The sequence below is a fragment of the Pseudomonas sp. Yb2C2 genome, assembly GCF_052112325.1.
Taxonomy (GTDB): Bacteria; Pseudomonadota; Gammaproteobacteria; order Pseudomonadales; family Pseudomonadaceae; genus Aquipseudomonas; species Aquipseudomonas marginalis.
On the sequence record NZ_JAVAJK010000014.1, the window covers coordinates 26,139 to 48,726 of the forward strand.

The following is a 22,588-nucleotide window of genomic DNA, read 5'->3' on the forward strand; positions in this document are numbered from 1 at the left end:
GCCAAACCACATGCCCATCACAAAAATAAAATGAGGTGCTTCCGTGGAAATGTCCAAGTCCCGCTGGTACAGCCAGCTGTATGTGCAGGTGCTGATCGGTATCGTCATCGGCGCTGCAATCGGTCACTTTGAACCGCAATTCGGAGCCAAGCTTCAACCTTTTGCGGATGGCTTTATCAAACTCATCAAAATGCTGTTGGCGCCGATTATTTTCGGTACTGTCGTGGTGGGTATCGCCAAGATGGGCAGCATCAAGGAGGTTGGGCGGATCGGCGTGAAGGCGCTGCTCTACTTTGAAATCCTTTCAACCATTGCGCTGGTCATCGGCCTTATTGTGGTCAATGTCGTAAAGCCAGGCGCCGGGATGAATATCAACGCTACCACGCTTGATGCCAGCGCTATCGCCAAGTACAGCCAAGCCGCCAGTGAGCAGGGCGGGACTATCGATTTCTTTCTCAACATCATCCCGAGCACCTTCATTGGCGCATTCTCGAATGGCGTCATGCTTCAGGTCATCTTGATTTCGGTATTGATGGGCATCGCCCTCGTTCAAATGGGTGAAACCAGCAAACCGCTGATCAATACCATCGACTTGTTTCTGCAAGGGCTGTTCAAGATCGTAGCAATGGTTATGCGCCTGGCGCCGATTGGCGCCGGCGCCGGGATGGCGTTCACGATAGGCAAGTACGGAATTGGTACCTTGCTGTCACTCGGCCAGTTGCTGGTCGCGCTCTACATCACCACCTTGATTTTCATCGTGGTCGTACTAGGGACGGTTGCTAGATGGTCAGGCATGCCGCTTATGCAATTTCTGCGTTATTTCAAAGATGAAATTCTCATCACGCTTGGCACCTGCTCAACCGAGGCCGTGCTTCCGCGAATGATGGTGAAACTTGAAAAGCTGGGCTGCAAGAAGTCAGTGGTGGGCATGGTGCTACCCACTGGATATGCCTTCAATGCGGATGGCACCTGCATTTACCTCACCATGGCGGCGATTTTTATCGCACAGGCAACCAATACGCCCCTGACGTTTATGGATCAGATGATTCTGCTGGGTGTCTTCCTGCTGACCTCAAAAGGCTCCGCTGGCGTGGCGGGTGCCGGGTTCATAACCCTTGCGGCAACGCTCACGACCATCCACTCCATTCCGCTGGTAGGCCTTGTCCTGCTGTTGGGCATCGACCGCTTCCTCAACGAAGCGCGTGCCGTGACCAACCTGATCGGCAACGGTATCGGCACCATCGCCATTGCCAAATGGGACAACTCCTTTGACGTCGAAGCCTGCGAGCATGAAATTGCTGCAATGAAACACCAAAAAGCAGTGCGCAAAGCACTGTTGCCGCAAAAGTAATCAGCACAGTTTACCGGTCATTTGCGCATCAACCATGGCCATGACCGGTCGTGATTTCCAGGTCTCGTTCAACGCGGGACGATCCCAACGAAAACCGTGAATGAAGTGGATGGAGCCGAAAAAATGATCGAGCGATCTCATCATGAATTGCGCAAGACGTTTGGTGACTTACTTCACGGAACCGCCTGTAAATTTGCCGCGTCCGTATTCGATCCTATCTCGGTTCGCATGGCATCCGACCTTGGCTTTGAGGTTGCCATCCAAGGTGGTTCCGTCGCCTCGCTTCAAGTGCTCGGGGCACCTGACATTGCACTGCTCACGCTTGATGAGTACGTCGAACAGGTTTCTAGAGTCGGGCGGGCCAGTCAAATCCCAATCATCGGCGACGCTGATCATGGGTTCGGTAACGCACTTAATGTCATGCGAACAGTGACCGAACTTCAGAAAGCCGGGGTTGCCGCCCTGACGCTGGAAGACACCCACCTACCGGCCAAGTACGACGAGCAGTCGAACGTGCTTATCGAAAGGCAAGAAGCCGCAGCCAAGATCTACGCTGCACGATTTGCCCGTTCGGATGATGCGCTCAGCATCATTGCCAGAACGAATGTGGCCGCTACCACGTTGGAAGACTCCATCGCTCGCACTGCGGCCTATCAGAAGGCCGGAGCAGATGCGATTTGCCTGGTTGGCGTTAAGGATTTCCAGCACCTGGAAGCACTCACGGCACACCTCAGCGTGCCAATCATGCTGATCAACTACGGCAATCCGGCCCTGAGCGATGTCGAGAAACTGAGTGCCGCCAATGTGCGGGTCGTGGTCAATGGGCATGCCCCTTATTTGTCCGCAATCAAAGCGACCTACGAGGCGCTGCGCGAACAAAGCGGCACACACGCAAGCGAGCTTTCCCTTCCTGAGCTGCTTTCAAAATACACGCTCTCGGATAACTATCGTGAGTGGGCCAAGACCTACTTGAAGTCAGGGCACGATTCAAATTACCCCTGAAACAGGCGGGCGGAGTGACCACCAGGTTGCTGGCAATAGGTCTGCCCTAAAGGCTACACGTTTTTCTTCAGGCTCTCGGGGCTGCCAGCGCACAGACCATCCATCACCAGGTTCATCAATCTGGCGAGACGCGAGCGCCATTCACTCTGGGCATCCATTTGCCATATGCCAGCAATGGCTAGAAAGAAATCGTCGTTGGTAATCCCGCTACGAATAGTTCCGGCCTTTTCATTCGCCCTCAAAAGCAACTCGGCGGCGGCCTGGACTGGAGCGTATCCCGATTTCCCTGGGAACTCGTAAACAGACGCAGCTTGTTGAATCGCAGCAGCGAGTCCTGCCTTTGTCATTGCGTATTCAGCGAGGCTGTCCATCCATTCCCGCAGGGCCTCCTTGGGCGGTTTTGTCGCGAGAAGCTGTTGCGCCAACGATGCCACCTGTTGCATCTCGAATTGATAGACCTCGAATACCAGTTTCTCTCGGGTGGCGAAGTGGCGATAGAACGTGCCCTGCCCCACCCCGGCCTTCTTCGCGATCGTGCTCAACGCAACCGCAGGATCGCTGGTCAGCTCGAGCACAGCGACTTCCAGTATCCGTTCGCGGTTTTTCTTGGCGTCAGAACGCATCACCAATTCGTCAGTCATGGACAAAGTTTTCCTTCATTGCATTGCTAATCGGACAATTGTCCGGTAATTTTTATCAAGCGGACACTTGTCCGTTTAAGCGTCGTTTCTGGAGTTTACTATGAACAGCACTGGCAACACGATTCTGGTTACTGGCGGCACCTCAGGCATCGGCCTCGGTCTGGCGCTCAGGCTTCACAAGGCGGGCAACACCGTCATCATTGCAGGACGTCGCAAGGCTCTGCTCGACAAGATCGTGTCGGAGCATCCGGGGATTGAATCCGTCGTGCTGGACGTCTGCGATCCACAATCCATCCAGCGCAGCTGCACAGCGCTTGCGACCAGCCATCCGAATCTGAACGTCCTTATAAACAACGCCGGGATCATGCACTGGGAGGATCTGACTGATCCGCAAAGCCTGAGCACGGCCGAAGATATCGTGACCACGAACTTACTTGGCACGATTCGTATGGTTTACGCGTTCACTCCCCAACTGATCAAGCAACCCAGTGCAACGATTGTGAATGTCAGTTCGGCGCTGGCATTCGTACCGCTGCCAGCCACACCGACCTACAGCGCAACCAAAGCTGCAGTTCACTCGTTCACTCAAAGTCTTCGAGTACAGCTGGAGAACTCGCCGGTTGAGGTTATAGAGCTTGCGCCACCGGGGGTGCGTACCACTTTACTGGGGCAGGAAAACGACGAACACGCCATGCCCCTGGAGGCGTTTTTGGATGAAATCTTCGAACTGCTCGAGATCTCTCCGACCCCACGGGAACTTGTCGTCGAGCGCGCCAAGCCCTTACGGTTTGCTGAAGCAAGCGGATCACATGATGATGTGCTGAAAATGCTGGCGGGATACAAACCACCGGCAGAATGATGTCAACCGTGTGAGTAGCCTCTGCTGCCATCGCGGTCACCCGATGGCATCTCGCAGCGCCCAGGATTGATCGGCACGGCTTGATAGCTTGATTATTGTTCGTAGGTGAGGATCCAATTGAAATGAAAATCGGAATTATCGGCGCAGGCAACATTGGCGCAACGCTTGCCCGTAAGCTCGCGGCGTGCGGCCATGAAGTCAAACTGGCAAATTCAAAGAGCCCTCATACCCTTGAGAACCTTGCCAACAAAATCGGTGTACACGCGGTGACCAAAGAAGACGCGGTGTCCGACGTGGACGCCGTAATCCTCTCTATCCCCTTTGCAAAGTACCCGGATCTGCGGCAAACATTGAGCAATCTTCCCGAGAAGGTCGTCATCATCGACACCTCCAATTACTATCCAGGACGAGACGGAGCGATCAAAGAAGTGGACGACGGCAAGCCCGAAAGCGTTTGGGTAAGCGAGCAGATTGGCCGCCCGGTGGTTAAGGCATGGAATGCCGTCCTCGCAGCAACGCTTGCCGACCACGGCCAACCGGTCGGGTCTTCCTCACGCATAGCCTTACCTGTAGCTGGCGGTGACATCAATGCTGAAGCGATCGCGCAAGATCTTGTAGAGGACACCGGCTTCACCGCGCTTGCCGCGGGTAGCCTTGAAGACTCGTGGCGTCAGCAACCCGGTACACCTGCCTATTGCACCGAACTGAAGTTGCCAGCGCTGAAGGCAGCCTTGTGCGCGGCAGATAAGTTGAGGGCGCCTCAAAACCGGGATGCCCTGATGGCCACGTTCATGACGCCCGGTGGCCATTTCACACACGAGGACATTGTTGCCATGAATCGGGAACTGACCGCCTGACTATCGGATTGGAGGGACTCTTGCCTAAGGTCCCGCCTGAGTGATCAATAGGTCGCAAGCCCGTTATGAAATCTGGCGAGAGCGTTGTTCCTCCAGAATCTTTGGCAGATTGCCTTCGATCCAGTCAACCAGGCCTTCGACATGGCGGGCTACTTCAGTTCCCATAGGGGTGAGGCTGTACTCAACGTGAGGCGGCACGACCGGATAGGATTTGCGCAGGACGAAACCATCGAGTTCCAAAAACTGGAGGGTCTGCGCAAGCATCTTTTCGCTGACGCCTCCAATCTTGCGACGCAGATCGCTGAAGCGATGCGTATCCGCGAGCAAGGCCACCAATACTAATACTCCCCAGCGGCTGCTGACGTGCTGGAGCACGACCCTCGAGGGACAATCCGGGTCGAATAATTCACCGCTGCGCAGTCGGTTGGCCACTGTTGCGGGACGGGTTGCTCCAGAGGGCTCGGAATCCGGCATGCTTACTTACCTTTAGGTACGTACTTACGAAAAGTTAGTTAAGGCCCTACTCTGCCTGTTCTATCACTTTTTGTAAAAGGAACCCCTCATGATCGCCGTCACCGGAGCCACCGGCCAACTTGGCCGCCTCGTTGTCCAGCAACTCAAGCAAAAAGTACCCGCGTCCAACCTGGTCGCGCTGGTGCGCAGCCCTGACAAGGCGAGTGATCTAGGCGTGGAGGCACGTGTTGCCGACTATGACAATCCGCAAACCCTGGTCGCGGCGCTCAGCGGAGTCGACACGCTTCTACTCATTTCCTCAAGCGAAATAGGTAAGCGACTCTCACAGCATCGAAATGTCATCAACGCTGCAAGGCAGGCCGGTGTGAGTCGCGTCGTTTATACCAGTGTACTGCACGCGGATACCTCTTCATTGAGCCTCGCCGAGGAGCATCGGCAAACGGAAGCCGAGCTCAAAGCGTCGGGGTTGGCATTCACGATATTGCGTCATGGTTGGTATACCGAGAACTACACCGGCTTTATCGCTGGCGCGTTATCGGCCGGTGAATTTATCGGCAGTGCAGGTGATGGAAAGATTGCCGCGGCGACACGGGAAGATTTTGCCCAGGCCGCTGCCGTCGTGCTGACCCGCGACGATCAAGAGGGGAAGGTCTACGAGTTGGCGGGTGACAGCGCCTGGACGTTATCGGAACTCGCAGCCGAGGTTTCTCGGCAAACGGGTAGGAACATTCCCTACAAGAACTTGCCTGAAACTGACTACGCCTCTGCGTTAATCAATTTCGGCCTCCCGGAGCCACTCGCACAGGCCCTGGCTGGCTACGATGTCAACGCATCCCAAGGCGCACTTTTCGATGATAGCCATCAGCTTTCGACGCTGATCGGCAGGGCCACGACTTCACTTTCAGCAGCAGTGGCAATCGCGCTCAAAGGGCAATGATCGCAGGACACCGTGACGCCGCCGAGCAGCCACGCCAACAAAGAGCGCAAGGGCTGTAAACCCCTGCGCACCGTTGAGCAATGGCGAATTCGGGTCAGTGACGATCGGGTGGCCAGCAAGGCTTAAGCTTATTGCTGGTGCATGATTGCTCCATACCGGCGCCCGTCAAAAATCGACGGTCGCCGATAGTTGCAAGGTACGCGGATACCCCGGGGAAAACGCACCATAAGAGGCCACGCCGGACCAGTACTCACGGTCGAACACGTTCTGTACCGTGGCGCGGAATGTCGTCGGCCGCCCTTCTATCTTGGTGGCGTAACGCGCACCGGCGTCAATGCGGGTCCAGGCGTCGAGTTCCTGGGTGTTGGCCTGGTTGACGTATTGGCTGTCGGTGTAGATCGCACCACCCGTGAGGGTGAAACCTTCCAGCCAGGGGGTGTCGTATTCCGCCCACAGGTTGGCCTGGATATCGGGCACGCCGACCGGCTTGTTGCCCTGGTTAGCGGCAGTCGCCGACTTGGTCAGCTCGCCATCGAGGAAGGTCACGCCCCCCATCAAACGGGTGCCGGTGGCCACTTCGCCGAACACGCTGAGTTCCAGGCCACGGTTGCGCTGTTCGGCCTGCACCGAATACACGCCATTGGCGCCCAGTTCGCCGGCAGGTTTTTTGATCTGGAACAGCGCCAGTGTGGTCATGAAGGTGCCGTGTTCATACTTCACCCCCAGTTCGTGCTGCTTGGACTCATACGGCGCAAAGGTTTCCCCGGCGTTGCTCGCCGTGCCCGGTGCCGCATCGCCTTTGCTCAGCCCTTCGACGTAGTTGTAGTAGAGGGAGACGTCCTCCCAAGGCTTGACCACCACACCCAGCAACGGCGTGGTGGCGTTGGCGCTGTAACGCGAGCTGACGGTGCCGGCGGCATTGTAGTTACGCGACTCGATAAACTGCCGGCGTACGCCCAGGGTCAGTTGGAAACGGTCATCCAGCATCCCCAAGGTGTCGGTCAATGCCACGCCGGACAACTCCGACTCGGAGATTCGCAGCACCTTGGGCGTGTTGATGTATTGCTTGGGCGTGTCCACCGGGTGGTAGATATTGGAGAGGATTGTGGTGCCGTTGTTGATGCCCCGCGACAGCTCATCCTGGTAACGGGTCGCCATCAGCGTGGTGGTATGGGTTACAGGGCCGGTGGCGAAGAGCCCGCGCATCCCCACATCGGCGGTAGAACGGTCGACGTTGAACTTGTAATAGCCCGGGACGTTGCTGGTGTCACCCGCGTCATTGAGGATGCGCGGCACTTGGTCGGACATGCGTTTCACATCCGACTTGCCGCCCCCTGCATGGGCGAACACCGTGAGGTTGTCGCTCAGATCATATTCACCGCCGAGCAATGCGGACTGTTCCTTGGTATCCGACCAACCCCACTTTTGCGGCAGGCTGGTGCGGCCATTGGGGGCGGATGGCACGTCAACGCCCGGCGCGATGGTGAACGGGCGTGAGGCACCGTCGAAGCTTTCTTTCTGGCTGATGTAGTCCAGGTTCAGGCGCAGCCGCTCGCCACGATAATCCAGGGCAATCGCACCGATCCCTACGTCGCGATGCTGGTCGTTCACCGCCGTGTCGCCGCCCTGCAGGCTGCCGTTAAAGCGCACGCCGAACTGGTTTTCCTCACCAAAACGCCGACTGATATCCAGGTGCCCGCCCGCCTGGGAATCTGACGCGTAGCTACCGGTGAACCGGGTCAGGTCTTCCTCCAGCGGCCGTTTGGGAACGATGTTGATGACCCCACCCACGCCACTGTTGGGCGAGATGCCATACATCAAGGCACCCGGTCCCTTGAGCACTTCGACACGCTCGGCATACTCGGTAAAGACCCGGTAATTGGGGGCTACGCCATACACACCGTCGTAGGCCAGCTCACCCAGGTTGCCTTCGCCGATGGCGAAACCGCGAATGAAAAACGAATCGACGATACCGCCGGTCTGGCCGGTCGAGCGCACCGAGGGGTCGCGTTCCAGGGCATCGGCAACGGTAACGGTTTGCAGGTCGGCGAGGGTTTTGGCGGTGTAGCTGGTGACGCTGAACGGCGTGTCCATCACGTCTTTGTTGCCCATCATGCCCAGCCGCGCGCCGCGCGCCACCTGTCCACCGGGGAGGACTTCGGGCAACGTCGTCGGGCCGTTGTAGCGGCCGTCGATCGTGGTGGTGTCGAGGGTCAGGCTGGGCGTGCTGTCATCCGTGGCGGCAGGCGTTGGTGTCTCAGCCCAGGCATTGGCGCCCGCTGCGACCATGACGAAATTCAACAGGGCGGTTCGAATAGCGAGGGTTAACGCGCGTTCACCGCAGGGCCGACTGGCAACAGGCATGACGAGAGGATCCTTTCAACGAGAGAAAATGGGAATCACTCCTAATGCCAGTCGACGTGCGAAAAAGTATCACCCACCCACCTGATTTTTTTGCACGGCTCACTCGTACAGGCGATCCAGCGGGATCGCGATGACCGGTAGCGCCGGATCAAACACATGCCGTGTGGTCTTGTACGGAAAGATCTCGCCGCGGGCGATGGTGTTGAAAATCCGCGCGACCTCGAACGCGTGCCCCGTGTGCCAGTGCCGTACGCACACCCGTGGGTCCGCGTAGTCGAGCTGGATGCACGGCACCCGACACAGACCCAACTGCAACGCTGCATTCAGGCGATGGTTACCGTCCATCACGATGCCTTGCGAGCGCTCGACAATGATCGGTTCCAGCCAATGCCCTGCGCGGATAATCGAGTCGCATAGCCACTGCACATTCGCCGGGTCCACCTGTTCCGATTGCAGCACTTCGCACACCGGTCGCAGCGCAATCTGATAGGTCTGCGCAATGGCCCCTTCCTGTCCTGGCAGCATGTTCAGCAAGCTCCGGTCTTGGCGACCGCTGCGTGTCGGCGGGCCATGTCCAACAGGCGTTGCGCCTGTTCGATCAGCGGCAGGTCGACCATTTCGCCGTCAACTTGCACCGCATGGCTGCCCCCGGCCACGGCACTCATCACCCGACCCGCCCAGGCCAATTGCTGCGCATCGGGTAGAAATGCGCGCTGCACCGTCGCCAACTGCGCGGGATGGATGCACAGCTTGGCCCCGAACCCGAGGGAGCGAGCGTAGAGCGAGTCCTGGGCGACCACCGCCAGGTCGTTGATCGCCGGTGTGACTCCGTCGATCGGCGCCGGCAAACCTGCAGTGCGAGAGGCCAGCACGATGCGGTTGCGTGCGTACACAAACGCCTCAGGCACCTGGCCGCAATTGATATCCAGGGAAAAATCCAGCGAGCCAAAGGCCAGGCGTGACAGGCCGGGAACCGCAGCAATCGCCTCCACCTGCTGCAAGCCTCTGGCCGTCTCGATGATCGCGACAATGTGCAATTGGGGTTGCCACGCCAGCAACTGCTCGACCACCCGCGCCAACGCTTGCGGCGCCTCGGCCTTGGGCAGGAATACCCCGGTGCAACGCTCGGGGTAACGCATGTCGCCCAACCACGTCAGGTCCTGGCGGAACAACGCGCTGCCGACGCTGTTGAGCCGGATAAACCGCTGGCACGCCACACTTGGCGCACTCTCCTGCCACGTCCAGATGGCAGCTCGAGCAGCGGCTTTGCTATCGGGATGAACCGCATCCTCAAGGTCCAGGATGATTGCATCCGCTCCGGCCTCAGCCGCTTTGGCAAAGCGCTCCGGACGGTTCCCCGGAACGAACAGGTAGCTGATGGGAAGCAGGGCAGTCGTGATCGGACGATCAGTGTTCATAGCAGTTCTCCTTGGCGTGCATCAGTCGTGGTTTTTGCAAAATTTTCAGGGGCCTCGGGGCGGCTGAATTGCGCCTCTGTCAGCGCCCTCGCCGATCAACGTTTAACCCCTTATTGATCAATGAATTAACAACGCTTTCAAACTTGGTACGAACGCCCGCAAGAGCGTGCAAATACACGTTCGCGCAACGCTGTTTGGCCGGGATCAATTAGAAATATTTGAAAACCTTACTTGATAATCGTTCTCGGTAGCAATATTGTTCACGCCGCCAAGAGAAACTTTTCATGACCCTAGGCAAGTCTTAACGCTCACCGAAAGTATGGCCTCGCGACATCATTTAACCATCACTCAGCGGTGAGTCAGATCAAGAAAAACGGCAGTTAGTGGCCGATAGCTACACCCGTATAAACCTTATGGAATGGGGTTCTTATGCAATTGTTTTATGAACCGGTTATTACCATCAAAGCCACAGTTTCGCCTGCAGGATTCGTGTGGCATCCACCGCCAAACGCATAAGCGTTAAAAACACGACGAACGACAAGACCACATTCATCGATCTCTTCCAGAGATTTAAATATGAATGACGACGCTATAAGCGCCAGGGGATAGTTATGTCTATTGCAATAACGCGCCTCAATGAAGCGCGCACTGAAGTTCATCTTTCGAAAATGCTTAATCCATTATTGGACGCATGTATCGCACAGCTGTTACATAGCCAACCCGACAAACTGCTTGAACTCGTTGCGCAACACGGCTCCCCCCTGAATCTTGTATGGCCACACGCCTTTGCACTGAACACCGGCGCATTGCAATCCGTGCTGGAACAGCATGAAGTCCGACATGCGATCTTCTATGGCGCCAAAGCCAACAAGTCACAATGTTTACTCGGCGCGGCCAAGGCGTCCGGTATCGGCGTCGACGTTTCCAGCATTTACGAGATGCAAGCAGCACTGCGCGCCGGTGTGCCGGCCGCTCAGTTGTGTGCCACCGGCCCGGCCAAAACCGAGGATTTTCATCGGGCGCTGGTCCATGCCGGTGCACTGATCTGCGTGGATTCGCTGGAAGAGTTCGACCATTTGAAAACACTGGTCGAAGCCAGCAGCGAGGCCATAAAGGCCAGGGTTTTACTGCGTTACAGGCCTAAAGCCTGTGGGACCAGCCGCTTCGGAATGGGGGCCGCGGACCTGCTGGTGTGCTTGCACTTACTGACCGGACTCAGGGCATTTTTTGACTTCGAGGGTTTCCATTTCCACCTCGGTGGCTATGGGTTCGAATCTCGAGCACAGGCCTTTCGTGAAGTGACCGATTTCGTCGATGTGGCTCGGACGATGGGGTTGGCTCCGACCATGATCGATATCGGCGGAGGTTTGCCCATCCGCTATGTCGAGCCACACGCCTACGAGCGCTTTCTACAAAACGACAATACGCCCAATCACTATTACAACCAGTCAGTACCCAAGTCTTATTACCCTTACGGCAGCAACTTGACGGCGAGCCAATGGTTAACGTTGTTTCTGGAAAGTGCCTTCTCGCCGCGACAAAACATTGCCCAGTACTTGAAAGCCAACAGCATAACCCTGGCATTGGAGCCGGGCCGAAGTCTGGTGGACCAAGCGGCAATTTCGGTATTTCGCATTACACGCAGCAAAAAACTGGCCAATAACAAAACGGTGTTATTTGTCGAAGGCAGCAGCTTCAGTGCCTGCGAAACATGGTTCGCGTCGGAATATCTGGTCGACCCGATTTTAATCAGCTCAGCGCCAACATCCGCCACACCAATGCAAGCCTATATTGCCGGGCATAGTTGCCTGGATGATGACGTCATCACCCACCGCCTGATCAACTTCACGACTTCCCCCAAGGCCGGCGACTTATTAATTTATGCCAACACCGCCGGCTATCAAATGGACTTACTGGAGAATGAGTTCCATCGTCACCCCCTGCCCCGGCGAATGGTGGCGACCTGTTGCACGTACGGTAACTACGCGTTTTCACCTGACGACTAAAGGAAGTACTTCATATGATACTGACTAAAGTTTCCGAGCTGATCGGCAATACGCCTATGTTGGGTATTTATATTCCGGGCACTGATGCCCGGCTGTTATTAAAGATAGAGAAAAACAATCCCGGCGGCAGTATCAAGGACCGCATGGCGCGCAACATGGTACTCGCCGCGCTCAAGTCCGGACGCTTGAAACCAGGTGGCGTGGTGGTTGAGTCGTCGTCGGGCAATACCGGCATCGGCCTGGCCATGGCCGCCGTCGAATTCGGCCTGCAATTTATCGCCGTGGTCGACCATCACGCGGCGCAGGACAAGATCGCGGTGATGAAGGCACTGGGCGCCGATATTCGGTTTGTCGCGGGAACTTATCGTGAAGATGAAGTCGCGGTGGTAGAGCGCCAGCGCCTGGCGGCCGAACTCGCCGAGCAGATCCCGGGGGCCGTGTTCATGAACCAGTCCGACAACGCGGCCAACGCCGGCGGCTACAGCGACTTTGTGCGGGAAACCATCGTTCAGGCCGAAGGTGTGATCGGCGCGTATGTCGGTTGCGTCGGTACCGGCGGGTCGATGACCGGGATTGCCCGAGGCCTTAAACAGCACAACCCCGACATTGTGACCGTGGCGGTGGAGCCCGCAGGTTCCATCGTTTTCGGGCATCCCGGCTATCCGTACTATCAGTCCGGTACCGGCACGCCTGCCGGGGACACAGTGGGGCTGGTGCTCGATTACAGCTGCATCGACCTGGGCGTGCAGGTCACCGACTCACAAGCCTTCGAGACCTCGCGCTATATCGCCCGCCACCTCGCCCTGCTGGTAGGCGGCTCGACCGGTGGCGCAATTTTCAAGGCCCTGGAGCTGATTCACAAAGGTGTACTGAGCGGCAATGTAGTAGTGCCGATTGCCGATGGCGGCGAAAAATACCTGCACACGGTCTTCGATGATAAGTGGCTGGAGGAACGCGACTTGCTCGACCCCGGCGTCGCGTCGCAGTTGGATGCCTGGCTGGGCAAGAACCACTGGCAGGAGTCCAGCTCCGCCCCGCTGCAACTGAGCGTCGCATGACCCTCTTTCGACCAAGGAGCGCCTCTGAATGAAACCGCTGAAAGTCGCCATTTGCGGCGGTGGCCGAACAGGTCATCTCAACGCCATTCTGTTCAAGCAACTGCCTGACGTCCAGGTTTCGCTGCTGACCAGCAACCTGGAAGTCGTCGACCACCACACGCGGCAGGTGCCGCTCCAGGCCCTGCTGCCGGACGGCTCCACATTGAACGCCCGGCTGGATCGGGTGACCGCCGAGGCCAGGCCCGCCGTCGAAGACGCCGACATCGTCATCATCACGGTGCCAGCCCATGCCCGTGCCAAAACCCTGCAGGCCATCGCGCCGCACTTGAGCACGAGCAAACCGGTGTACATCGGTGCGATTCCGGGCTTCTGCGGGTTCGACTGGCTGGCCGAGGCCACACTGGCAAACCACCCGAACCTGGTGATCTGGGGCATGAAGGACGTACCTCATACCGCCTTCGATCTCACCCCCGGTAGGTCGATAAAAATGGGCGGCGGCAAAAGCCAGTTATATGTCGCGACCCATGCCCGCGAATCCCAGGTGTCGCGCCAGCACTTGCACGACATCCTCACACGCCTCTACGGCCCTTGCGTCACGCTGCTCGATCACTACCTGGAGATCACCCTGACGCCCGGTAACCCGATCATGCACAGCTCGGTGATCTACGGGTTGATCGGCCCCTACGGGCAGTGGCACCGCAAGATCTTTCCCCAGCGCCTGTGCTGGTGGACGGAGTGCCCCGAACTGGGCGCCTACTTCCTGGAACGCATGGATCAGGAAAGCCAGGAACTGTGCGCGGTCATCAGTGCGCGCATGGGCGTCGACCTGTCGTCCGTCAAATCCTTGAAACAGGAAATCGTCGAGGCGTACGGCGATCAGATTCGCGACCAGAGCAGCATGTTGTCCATTCTGCGCACCAACCAGGCCTACAACGACATCCTCGCGCCCATGGTGCCAGCCGGTGATAACCGCGCCGGGTATGTGATCGAGCGTGAGAGCCGTGCGTTCAACGAAGACGTCGCCTATGGCCTGGTGCTGCTGGTGGAAATGGCCAGGCGTTTTGAACTGAAAGTGCCCTATATCGAAGAAGTCCTGCACTGGAACGTTGCCTACATGCAAGGCCTGCGCGACTCGGCGCTGGATTACTTCCCGAGCCAATGGCCTCGCACGGCATAACCCTTTTAATGAATGACTCAACAAGCAGAGAGCTGATATGGATGACCTCAACACCTTGATCGCCTACTCCCGCAAGAACGCCCTGCGCCGGCTGATTCGTTGCTTGTTTGCGGAAAATATCCTGGATCGTTCGGCGCTGGCGTTTACCCACGACGGCCAGCAGGCCACCTACCCGCTCAAGCAGAACGGCGCGCAGCTGTTTTTCTCCGAGATTGCGCTGGGCCCGGCCGACACGCTGGTCAATGACGGCGACGTGGTGCTACTGACGGCCGAAGGCGTGCGCCAGGTGATCACCCGCCATCAGGACCTGCTGGATGTACTGCGCGACAGTTTCGACTTCGAGCCCAGCGACGAAGGTGTGGCCGGTCTCAAGTCGGATATGGAAAACAGCCTGCTGAACGACGCCCACGCACGTCAGTTCCGCCAACACTGGAACGCGCGCCTGGCGCAGGCCGCTCAACGCCAGGGCCTCAGCAGCCTCACCGATTACCTGCGTCGGCATGCAAGCACCAAGGACGCCGCGATCTTGCTGGATCAGTGGGGCTCGCTGGAAGGCCACCCCTACTACCCGACCTGGAAAGCCCGCCCCGGGCTGAATGACGCTGAGGTCGAGCAACTGTCTCCGGAGTTCAACGCCCAGGTGCCCCTGCGGATAGCCGCCTTGCGTGCCGACATGGCCAAAAGCGAAAGCATGCCTCACGTGACCAACTACCACGCCTGGTTCGCCAGCAATTTCCCGGCACACTGGGAGCAATGGAAAGCGGCGCTCAACGCCAAAGGCCTGGATGAAACGCAATGGCTGCCCCTGCCGATTCATGCCTGGCACTTGCAGGCCTATGTGCTCAAGACGTTTGCTGCGGAAATCGAAGAAGGCCTGCTGATCACTGAGGGGCCGGATATTCAGACGCTGCCGACCATGTCATACCGCACGATGATGCCGGTCCTGGACCACGCTGCACCGCTGATCAAATTGCCCATCGCGTTGTGGATGACCAGCGAGTTGCGCAGCCTGCAAGCCAAGTCGATCCATATGGGGCCGCGCATCAGCACAGTGATCACGCAAATCCTGGAAGCCGAAAACGGTTTCGACCAGCAACTGGAAATCTTCCCGGAAGAAATCGGCGTGCGCTACCGCCACGCAATCACCCAGGACGACGTACCGGGAAAACACCTGTCCGTGGTGTTTCGTGCCAGCCGGCAAGCGTTCGAACGCAGCGATGAGCGTCTGCCGATCACGGTGGCTTCGTTGTTCACCCGTTTACCGGGCAGCGGTCGGCCGCTGTTTACCGACCTGATCGAACGCGACGGGGTGCGTGCCGACGCCGCCAGCGTAGAACAGTGGTTTCGCCACTATGCCAAGGTCGTCACCCACCCCGTGGTGGCAATCTATCTGCTGTACGGTATCGGGCTCGAAGCGCACCAGCAGAACACCATGGTGCTGTTCTCACCCGATGGCGTGCCGCGCAGCCTGCTGATCCGCGATTTTGGCGATGGCAGAACCTACGCCCCCCTGCTGGAAGAACGCGGTTATACGTTACAGCCGCATGTGCAGCCTGGCATTCTGCCTACGGTATTTAGCGGCGATATCGAGCCGGTGCGCATGTTTGTACTGGACGCCGCGTTCCTCACCCACTTGCATGAAATGGCCCTGTGGCTGACCAAGGAGTACGGCATGGACAACACACGTTTGTGGGCAATATTGCGCGAGGAAACCGAAAACGCCTTTGCCGCCGTGCGCGAGCGGGTCTCGCCGCAGGTGTGGGAGGTCGAGCGCCAGGCCTTTGTCGAGGATCCATGGCCTACCCGTTCGTTACTGCGCATGCATTTGATGCAGTATTCCAACTATCGTTTGCAGCACACCCTGACCAACCCGCTAGCTGCCGTTTAATCACTGAGGCCGTCTCATGTCCCAAGCAGGTGCCATCCAGGGTTCGCGTGTAAGAATCCTCATTTATCTTCTGTTCGCGATCCAGCTGGTCTCCATGGGCGCGATGGAAATGAGCGGGCCGTTCTGGCCCGTGCACCTGCGCGGGCTGGCGTCCTCGGAGTCGGTATTCAGCTTCGCCAGCATCGCCGTGTACGTCGGGCCGATGCTGGGCATCATGCTGACCAGTGCATTCTGGGGCCGTATCGGCGATCGCTACGGCCACAAGCTGATGATGATCCGCGCACTCGCGGGGTTGTCCCTGACCCAGCTCGGGCTGGCCTTTTTCAGTGACATCTGGGTCATCCTGGTCCTGCGTTTTCTGCAGGGCGCCTTTGCCGGCTATATAGCCCCGGCGCAGGCTTACGGGGTCAGTATCGAAGCGCCGTCGCGGCGGGCGCGGTTATTCGCGATCCTGCAGATATCGACCAATGTCGGCTCACTGCTCGGTGCGGTCGTAGGCGGCCTGATCCTCGATTACGCGACGTTTTTCTGGATCAACATCGTCGCCTCGGTGCTCTGTGCACTCTGTACCGTCATCGCCGCCGTGACCTTGCCGGATGTGCCTCCCGTACCAAAAAAGCCGACGGTGGCCACCCGCACGCCGGTCGTAGGCACCGACAGCGTATGGCGCAGCTCTCCGCTGCTGTCGCTGCTGTGCGTCATGGGCATCCTGCTGCTCGCGCGCATGCTGCCGCAGACCTCGTTCTCGCTGTATGTGAGCTCGACGTTCGAGGTCAACAACTCCGTCGTCGGCTTGTGCTACGGGTTGCTGGCGCTGGGCTTCATCCTGTCGGCAACGGCATGGTCGCGCTACTTCGAGCATCGTTCCCAGGCAGAAACCCTGCAACGCATCACATATGTCGTCATGGGCTGCATCGCCCTGACCGCCGTGGCGGGCGTAACGCGCAGCGCCGTGGTATTTATCGTCGCCTACTTCATTTGGGGGGTGCTGTTGGGGGCGACCACCCCCGTGCTGATGGCGTTGGTCTCGAAAACCGCCGACAGCTCGCGACAAGGCTACGTACTGGGTATTGCCCAAAGCACTGCGCAGTTCGCCTCGATTGCCGGCATCTCCATCGGTGGCTTGCTGAGCCAGGTCTACGGCCTGCAATACACCTATCTTTTCGTGTGCCTGGCCTATGCAGTGGCGCTGATTCCCATGGTCGCGCTGCGGTACTGGTCGGTGTCCGCGCCTTCCAATGGCGTTGCAGGCAGCGACTGAACAAGGAGTGAGGGTTTGAACATTGAACAACTGCGTGCCGACACACCGGGTGTCGAGCATCTGATCCATTTCAATAATGCCGGTGCGGCGCTGATGCCTGAGCCGGTGGTCCAGGTCATGACCGGGCACCTGCAACAGGAAGCCCGCCTCGGCGGGTATGAAGCGGCCGCCCGATGCGCGCCTGAACTGGACAATGTCTACACCGCCGTCGGGCGCCTGATCAATGCGCACCCCACTGAAATCGCAGTGGTCGAAAACGCCACCCGAGCCTGGGACATGGCCTTCTATTCACTGGCGCTCAAGCCCGGCGACGCCGTGCTGACCTCCATGACCGAATACGCCGGCAACTACATCCCATACCTGCAATTGAGGCAGCAGCGCGGGATCGAGATCCGGATCATCCCCAACGATGAACACGGCCAGGTGTGCCTCGCAGCCTTGGCGGCCATGCTTGAAGACGAGCGCGTCGCCCTGGTATCGCTGCCGATGATCGCCACCAACGGCGGGCCTGTGCAACCCGTCGAGCAGATCGGTGCCCTCGCCCGGGCGGCGGGTGTGTTGTTCCTGCTGGACGCTTGCCAGGGAGTGGGCCAGGTGCCGATCGATGTGCAAAAGATCGGCTGCCATATGCTCGCCGCCACCAGTCGAAAATACCTGCGCGGGCCGAGGGGCGTGGGGTTCCTGTACGTAGAACAATCCCTGTGCCAACGCCTGGAGCCGGTTTTTCTGGACCTGCATGCGGCGTCCTTGCTCACGGCAGACAGCTTTGAAATTCGTGCGGATGCGCGACGTTTTGAAAATTGGGAATGCAATGTTGCGGCCAAGCTGGGCCTGGGGGCCGCAGCGGAGTATGCGTTGGCGCAGGGTATCGAACCGATATGGCAGCGCATCCAGCACCTGGCGGGTTACTTACGCCATCGACTGACCGACGTGGCGGGTATCACCTCGCAGGACCTGGGCCCTGTAAAGTCCGGCATCGTCACCTTCAGTCATCGCCACCACAGCGCCCCACAGGTGCAGCAGTGGCTCGCAGCGCAACCCAAACGCATCAACGTGAGCACTTCGACAGCAGGCTCGACCCTGCTCGACATGCAGCAGCGGGGCTTGCTTGAGGTCAGCCGTGCATCGGTTCACGCTTACAACACCGAAGCTGAAATCGATTTGCTGATTGACGCCTTGATACGCCTGTCACACGCCTGATCACGGGACACGATGGCGCTTGCGCTCAAGCTGGTTTGTCAACTAGCATTGGGAATACTTCTCAATTACAAACAAATCTGCCGCCATGAGCGAAATCTCTTCCGCGAATCACCTCAATCACCTGCGCGCCATCGAGGCCCTGTACAGCGGGCATCACGGCTGGCTGTATGCCACGCTGAAGAGAAAACTGGGTAACGCCATGGATGCGGCGGATCTGGCGCAGGACACCTTCACCCGGATCCTCGCCTCACAAGTCACGGTGATTGACCAGCCACGGGCGTACCTGAGCTGCGTGGCCAAGGGCATCCTGGTCAACTGGTACCAGCGCAAGGCACTGGAACGCGCCTACCTGGATGCGCTGGCGAACGTGCCCACCCACGAAGCGCCGTCGCCCGAGGCGCACTTCATGGTGCTGGAAACCCTGCACGAAATCGACGCCATGCTCGATACCCTGGCGCCCCTGGTCAAGCGCGCCTTCCTGCTGTCGCAGATCAACGGCCTCAAGTACGACGACATCGCCGAGCAACTGGGTGTATCGCTGATCACCGTCAAGCGCTACATGAAACAGGCCTTCGTACAGTGCCTGATGCTGGTGGAGTGAATGCTCGGTCTGCGCAAGGAGCCGCCGCTGGACCCGCAGGTACTCGAAGAAGCCGCCGAGTGGCTGATGCGCTTGAGCGAACGCGAACTGAGCGAGCACGAGCGCGCCGAATGGGAGCGCTGGAAGGTCAGCAGCCCGGAGCGGGATCGCGCCTGGTCCCGTGCGCAATTGCTGCAGAGCAAGTTCGGCGGCCTGCCGCCCGCCCTGGCGATGTCGGCGCTGGACCGGCCAGACAGCCCTGAACGTCGTGCAGCACTGGGCAAGCTGGCGATCCTGCTGGCGCTGGCGCCTGCGGGTTGGGGGATCTGGAAGCTGGCGCAATCGCAGCAATGGTCAGCGGACTATCGCACCGACGTTGGCCAACGCCGCGAACTGACCCTGGCCGATGGCTCACGCATCACCCTGAACACCGCCACCGCCATCGACGTCGTATTCGACGACCGTCAACGGCTTATTCACCTGCGCGAGGGCGAAATCCTGGTGCAGACCGCCGTGGACACCGCCCCCCTGCCCCGGCCGTTCCTGATCAGCACCCGCCAGGGAAGCATGCAGGCGCTGGGCACACGGTTTACCGTGCGTGAAGTCAGCCCCCGCACCCATCTTGCGGTCATCGACGGCGCGGTGCGGGTGATATTGGCCGATAACCGCCAGACCCCGCCGCTGATCGTCAATGCAGGGCAGCGCACCGACTTCTCCTCACAGACCTTTGGTGACCTGGCGCCGACCGATCGCTACATCGGTTCATGGACCCAAGGCATGTTGATGGCCGACAAGATGCGCCTGGCGGATTTCGTCGCGGAACTGACGCGCTACCGCCGAGGTTTCCTGCGCTGTGATCCGGCCATCGCCGACTTGCGCATTTCCGGGGCCTTTCCGATCAGTGATACCGATCGCACCTTGAGCATGCTGGTGCACACTTATCCCGTGCTGGCGAACAGTCATTTGCGCGGTTACTGGGTCACCCTGTCGCCCGCCTGACTCTCACGCAAAAATAAACGGCGGCCGGGGTGATACTTTTTTCGATCTCGACTGGCAAAGACAGGAACAGCCTTTTCCTCTCGTCCATGGGTCATCCTTTCATGCTCGTAGCACGGCCCCTGCGTCCGGCTCGTCCGCTCAAACCGATGGTGCACGGCGTTGTGCTCAGCCTGCTGCTGGCCGGAGCCATGTGCCCGGTGGCGTTGGCGGATGCACCGGCCCAATTGGACTCAGTCGCTGTGCAGGCCTACCACATTGCCCCCGGCCCGCTCGGCGCGACGCTCTCAAGCTTTGCCGTGGACGCCGGTATTGCCCTGTCGTTCCAGCCGTCGATCACGGAGGGCCTGATCAGCCCCGAACTGAACGGCACCTACTCCACGCAGGAAGCCGTCACGCGTTTGCTCGAAGGCAGCGGCCTGGAGATGGTGTTGCGCAGCGATGGCAGCTACACCCTGGTACTGCGCCGGCTGACGCTGTCGGCGACCACGGTGGAGGCGGCGCAAAAACACACCGATAGCCTGCCGCCGGTGTACCCGGGCGGCCAGGTGGCCGAGGGCGGGCGTCTCGGCCTGCTGGGCAATACGGATGTGATGGACGCGCCGTTCAGCATCAGCACCTATACCGCGTCATTGATCAAAGACCAGCAGGCGACCACCGTGGGCGACGTGCTGGAGCGCGACTCTTCGGTCCGCTCCACCGGCCAGACGGGAGGGATCGTCGACTCATTCTTTATCCGCGGCTTTCCGGTGGGCGAAGGCAACCTCGGAGAACTGGCGTTCGACGGTGTGTACGGCGTGGCCTCCAATTACCGGGTATTCACCGACTACGCCGAACGCATCGAAGTGGTCAAAGGCCCTGGCGCCCTCCTCTACGGCATGTCGCCCAACAGCGCCGTCGGTGGCGTGATCAACGTGGTCCCCAAGCGCGCCCTGGACGAGGACCTGACCCGCGTCACGGCCACCTATGCCCAGGACCGACAACTGGGCACCCATATCGACCTGAGTCGGCGGTTTGGCGAGGACCGGCGATTCGGCATGCGCGTCAACGGCCGCGTGCAGCAGGGTGACACTGTCATCGACAAGCAATCGCGGGATGTCGGGGTCAGTGCCATCGCCCTGGATTACCAGGGCGATCGCCTGCGCACCAGCCTGGACCTGATCAACCAGCAAGAGCAATTCGACGCGGCGTCACGGCCCTTCCTGATCGCGCCCGGCGTGCCGATTCCCCACGCCGCCAACGGGCGTACCAACGTCAGCCAGGCGTGGGGCTGGTCCAAGACCCGCGACGAGTCGGCATTGCTGGGTGGCGAGTATGACGTGAGCGACGCACTGACCCTGTTTGCCCATGCCGGCGGTGGGAAGTCGAACGTGGCACGCCTTTCCGACCAGACCCCGACCATCATCAACACCGCCGGCGACACCTCGTCGATCCCCGGCTATTACAAATTCAAGGTCCGGCGCTACACGGTCGACACCGGTGCCCGACTGCGTTTCGACACCGGGCCGATCAGCCACAGCACCACGCTGCAAGTCACGCGCTATCGCGATGAGTTGTCGCGCGGCATTATTTCCGGCCCGCCGATCCTGTCGAACATTTACCACCCTGTCTCACGACCCGAGGCCGACATTGCTACGCCTGCCACGCCGAAAGTCTCGGCGACCGAATTGTCCGGCGTCGCCGTTGCCGACACCTTGTCGATCCTCGATCAGCGCCTGCAGGTGACGGCCGGCCTGCGCAAACAGACCATCCGCTCCAACAACTACGACGCGGCGGGTACGGTGACCACGGCTTACGACGACGGCAGGACCACGCCGCTGTTCGGCGCAGTTGTCCGGCCCTGGGAGCATGTGTCGTTCTACTACAACTACCTGGAAGGCTTGAGCAAAGGCGATATCGCCCCCGCCACGGCCTCGAACGCGGGCCAGATCTTTGCCCCCTACGTCTCACGCCAGCATGAGGTGGGGGTCAAGCTCGACTACGGCACGGTCATGTCCACACTCGCGCTGTTCCAGATCACCAAACCCAGTGGCGAGCTGTCAGGTACCACCTTTGCGGTACAAGGCGAACAGCGCAACCGCGGCCTGGAGCTGAACGTATCCGGTGAGGCCGGCCAAGGCACACGCCTGCTGGGCGGGGTGACGCTGCTGGATGCGCAACTGACCAAAAGCGCGGTTGCGGCCAACCGGGGCAACACCCCAGTGGGGGTGCCGAAGGTGCAAGCCAACCTCTGGGCCGAGTGGGACGTGCCCTGGGTCGAGGGGCTGACGCTAACCAGCGGGGCGTTGTACACCGGCAGCCAATATGTGAACCAGGCCAACACCCAGCAGTTGGACCCCTGGACCCGCTTCGACATGGGCGTGCGCTACAGCACGCGCATCGCCCAGCGGCCGACGACCTTTCGCGCCACGGTGCAGAACGTGTTCGACCGTGAGTATTGGTCGGGGGTCGCTTCCTATGGTGCGTTCTCTCAAGGCTCGCCACGCACCCTTCTACTGTCGACCACGGTCGATTTCTGA

Annotated in this window: 19 protein-coding genes; 14 read left to right on the top strand and 5 right to left on the bottom strand. The window is 59.3% G+C overall.

Annotated elements, in window-relative coordinates; translation table 11 throughout:
- Positions 1-43: 43 nt before the first annotated feature.
- Positions 44-1,351, top strand: a complete 1,308-nt coding sequence (gene dctA / locus Q8X51_RS19655) for a C4-dicarboxylate transporter DctA (RefSeq protein ID WP_027603415.1) — start codon at positions 44-46, stop codon at positions 1,349-1,351.
- A gap of 123 nt (positions 1,352-1,474) precedes the next feature.
- Positions 1,475-2,353, top strand: coding sequence for an isocitrate lyase/PEP mutase family protein (locus Q8X51_RS19660; RefSeq protein WP_407694651.1), 879 nt, complete (start codon positions 1,475-1,477; stop codon positions 2,351-2,353).
- A 53-nt stretch (positions 2,354-2,406) separates the two neighbouring features.
- Here Q8X51_RS19660 and Q8X51_RS19665 read toward each other — a convergent pair whose 3' ends face one another.
- Complete coding sequence (locus Q8X51_RS19665; protein ID WP_065926110.1) at positions 2,407-2,994, bottom strand: TetR/AcrR family transcriptional regulator; 588 nt, start codon at positions 2,992-2,994, stop codon at positions 2,407-2,409.
- A gap of 100 nt (positions 2,995-3,094) precedes the next feature.
- Here Q8X51_RS19665 and Q8X51_RS19670 point away from each other — a divergent pair, with 100 nt between their 5' ends.
- Entirely contained in the window at positions 3,095-3,853 is a 759-nt protein-coding gene (locus Q8X51_RS19670) for an SDR family oxidoreductase (protein WP_407694605.1), read from the top strand.
- Between the two features lie 122 nt (positions 3,854-3,975).
- On the top strand, positions 3,976-4,710 hold the full coding sequence (locus Q8X51_RS19675) for an NADPH-dependent F420 reductase (protein WP_065926108.1): 735 nt from the start codon (positions 3,976-3,978) through the stop codon (positions 4,708-4,710).
- 63 nt (positions 4,711-4,773) lie between these two features.
- Here Q8X51_RS19675 and Q8X51_RS19680 read toward each other — a convergent pair whose 3' ends face one another.
- Entirely contained in the window at positions 4,774-5,184 is a 411-nt protein-coding gene (locus Q8X51_RS19680; RefSeq protein WP_407694606.1) for a winged helix-turn-helix transcriptional regulator, read from the bottom strand.
- Positions 5,185-5,272: 88 nt separating this feature from the next.
- On the opposite strand from Q8X51_RS19680, the gene Q8X51_RS19685 reads away from it, so the two are divergent.
- Complete coding sequence (locus Q8X51_RS19685) at positions 5,273-6,121, top strand: SDR family oxidoreductase (RefSeq protein ID WP_065947793.1); 849 nt, start codon at positions 5,273-5,275, stop codon at positions 6,119-6,121.
- A 165-nt stretch (positions 6,122-6,286) separates the two neighbouring features.
- On the opposite strand, the gene Q8X51_RS19690 is transcribed toward Q8X51_RS19685, so the two are convergent.
- From Q8X51_RS19690 to Q8X51_RS19700, 3 genes are all read right to left on the bottom strand, one after another.
- Entirely contained in the window at positions 6,287-8,485 is a 2,199-nt protein-coding gene (locus Q8X51_RS19690; protein WP_407694607.1) for a TonB-dependent receptor, read from the bottom strand.
- A gap of 99 nt (positions 8,486-8,584) precedes the next feature.
- Positions 8,585-9,010, bottom strand: coding sequence for a ParB N-terminal domain-containing protein (locus Q8X51_RS19695; protein WP_065926104.1), 426 nt, complete (start codon positions 9,008-9,010; stop codon positions 8,585-8,587).
- Positions 9,011-9,012: 2 nt separating this feature from the next.
- Positions 9,013-9,903, bottom strand: a complete 891-nt coding sequence (locus tag Q8X51_RS19700; RefSeq protein ID WP_065926103.1) for an HpcH/HpaI aldolase/citrate lyase family protein — start codon at positions 9,901-9,903, stop codon at positions 9,013-9,015.
- Between the two features lie 611 nt (positions 9,904-10,514).
- On the opposite strand from Q8X51_RS19700, the gene Q8X51_RS19705 reads away from it, so the two are divergent.
- The 9 genes from Q8X51_RS19705 to Q8X51_RS19745 all read left to right on the top strand — a co-directional run bounded on the left by Q8X51_RS19705 (position 10,515) and on the right by Q8X51_RS19745 (position 22,588).
- Positions 10,515-11,909 (top strand): Y4yA family PLP-dependent enzyme, encoded by a 1,395-nt coding sequence (locus Q8X51_RS19705; protein ID WP_065947796.1) that lies wholly within the window; start codon positions 10,515-10,517, stop codon positions 11,907-11,909.
- Between the two features lie 14 nt (positions 11,910-11,923).
- Positions 11,924-12,967, top strand: a complete 1,044-nt coding sequence (locus tag Q8X51_RS19710) for a PLP-dependent cysteine synthase family protein (RefSeq protein WP_065939576.1) — start codon at positions 11,924-11,926, stop codon at positions 12,965-12,967.
- A 28-nt stretch (positions 12,968-12,995) separates the two neighbouring features.
- The gene (locus Q8X51_RS19715) at positions 12,996-14,144 is read left to right on the top strand and encodes an NAD/NADP-dependent octopine/nopaline dehydrogenase family protein (RefSeq protein WP_407694608.1); all 1,149 of its coding nucleotides are present in this window, start codon (positions 12,996-12,998) and stop codon (positions 14,142-14,144) included.
- A gap of 37 nt (positions 14,145-14,181) precedes the next feature.
- Positions 14,182-16,032 (top strand): IucA/IucC family protein, encoded by a 1,851-nt coding sequence (locus Q8X51_RS19720; protein ID WP_065926099.1) that lies wholly within the window; start codon positions 14,182-14,184, stop codon positions 16,030-16,032.
- A gap of 16 nt (positions 16,033-16,048) precedes the next feature.
- Entirely contained in the window at positions 16,049-17,293 is a 1,245-nt protein-coding gene (locus Q8X51_RS19725) for an MFS transporter (protein ID WP_407694609.1), read from the top strand.
- A gap of 15 nt (positions 17,294-17,308) precedes the next feature.
- Complete coding sequence (locus Q8X51_RS19730) at positions 17,309-18,493, top strand: aminotransferase class V-fold PLP-dependent enzyme (protein WP_065926097.1); 1,185 nt, start codon at positions 17,309-17,311, stop codon at positions 18,491-18,493.
- Between the two features lie 85 nt (positions 18,494-18,578).
- Positions 18,579-19,094 (top strand): sigma-70 family RNA polymerase sigma factor, encoded by a 516-nt coding sequence (locus Q8X51_RS19735; RefSeq protein WP_065926096.1) that lies wholly within the window; start codon positions 18,579-18,581, stop codon positions 19,092-19,094.
- Positions 19,095-20,072, top strand: coding sequence for a FecR domain-containing protein (locus Q8X51_RS19740; RefSeq protein ID WP_407694610.1), 978 nt, complete (start codon positions 19,095-19,097; stop codon positions 20,070-20,072).
- Positions 20,073-20,173: 101 nt separating this feature from the next.
- A complete protein-coding gene (locus Q8X51_RS19745) occupies positions 20,174-22,588 on the top strand; it encodes a TonB-dependent siderophore receptor (protein WP_407694611.1) in 2,415 nt (804 codons plus the stop codon).

Coding starts and splice junctions, on each gene's coding strand:
- Q8X51_RS19660 (WP_407694651.1), top strand. CDS start 1,475: ATGATCGAGCGATCTCATCATGAATTGCGCAAGACGTTTGGTGACTTA.
- Q8X51_RS19665 (WP_065926110.1), bottom strand. CDS start 2,994: ATGACTGACGAATTGGTGATGCGTTCTGACGCCAAGAAAAACCGCGAA.
- Q8X51_RS19670 (WP_407694605.1), top strand. CDS start 3,095: ATGAACAGCACTGGCAACACGATTCTGGTTACTGGCGGCACCTCAGGC.
- Q8X51_RS19675 (WP_065926108.1), top strand. CDS start 3,976: ATGAAAATCGGAATTATCGGCGCAGGCAACATTGGCGCAACGCTTGCC.
- Q8X51_RS19680 (WP_407694606.1), bottom strand. CDS start 5,184: ATGCCGGATTCCGAGCCCTCTGGAGCAACCCGTCCCGCAACAGTGGCC.
- Q8X51_RS19685 (WP_065947793.1), top strand. CDS start 5,273: ATGATCGCCGTCACCGGAGCCACCGGCCAACTTGGCCGCCTCGTTGTC.
- Q8X51_RS19690 (WP_407694607.1), bottom strand. CDS start 8,485: ATGCCTGTTGCCAGTCGGCCCTGCGGTGAACGCGCGTTAACCCTCGCT.
- Q8X51_RS19695 (WP_065926104.1), bottom strand. CDS start 9,010: ATGCTGCCAGGACAGGAAGGGGCCATTGCGCAGACCTATCAGATTGCG.
- Q8X51_RS19700 (WP_065926103.1), bottom strand. CDS start 9,903: ATGAACACTGATCGTCCGATCACGACTGCCCTGCTTCCCATCAGCTAC.
- Q8X51_RS19705 (WP_065947796.1), top strand. CDS start 10,515: ATGTCTATTGCAATAACGCGCCTCAATGAAGCGCGCACTGAAGTTCAT.
- Q8X51_RS19710 (WP_065939576.1), top strand. CDS start 11,924: ATGATACTGACTAAAGTTTCCGAGCTGATCGGCAATACGCCTATGTTG.
- Q8X51_RS19715 (WP_407694608.1), top strand. CDS start 12,996: ATGAAACCGCTGAAAGTCGCCATTTGCGGCGGTGGCCGAACAGGTCAT.
- Q8X51_RS19720 (WP_065926099.1), top strand. CDS start 14,182: ATGGATGACCTCAACACCTTGATCGCCTACTCCCGCAAGAACGCCCTG.
- Q8X51_RS19725 (WP_407694609.1), top strand. CDS start 16,049: ATGTCCCAAGCAGGTGCCATCCAGGGTTCGCGTGTAAGAATCCTCATT.
- Q8X51_RS19735 (WP_065926096.1), top strand. CDS start 18,579: ATGAGCGAAATCTCTTCCGCGAATCACCTCAATCACCTGCGCGCCATC.
- Q8X51_RS19740 (WP_407694610.1), top strand. CDS start 19,095: ATGCTCGGTCTGCGCAAGGAGCCGCCGCTGGACCCGCAGGTACTCGAA.
- Q8X51_RS19745 (WP_407694611.1), top strand. CDS start 20,174: ATGCTCGTAGCACGGCCCCTGCGTCCGGCTCGTCCGCTCAAACCGATG.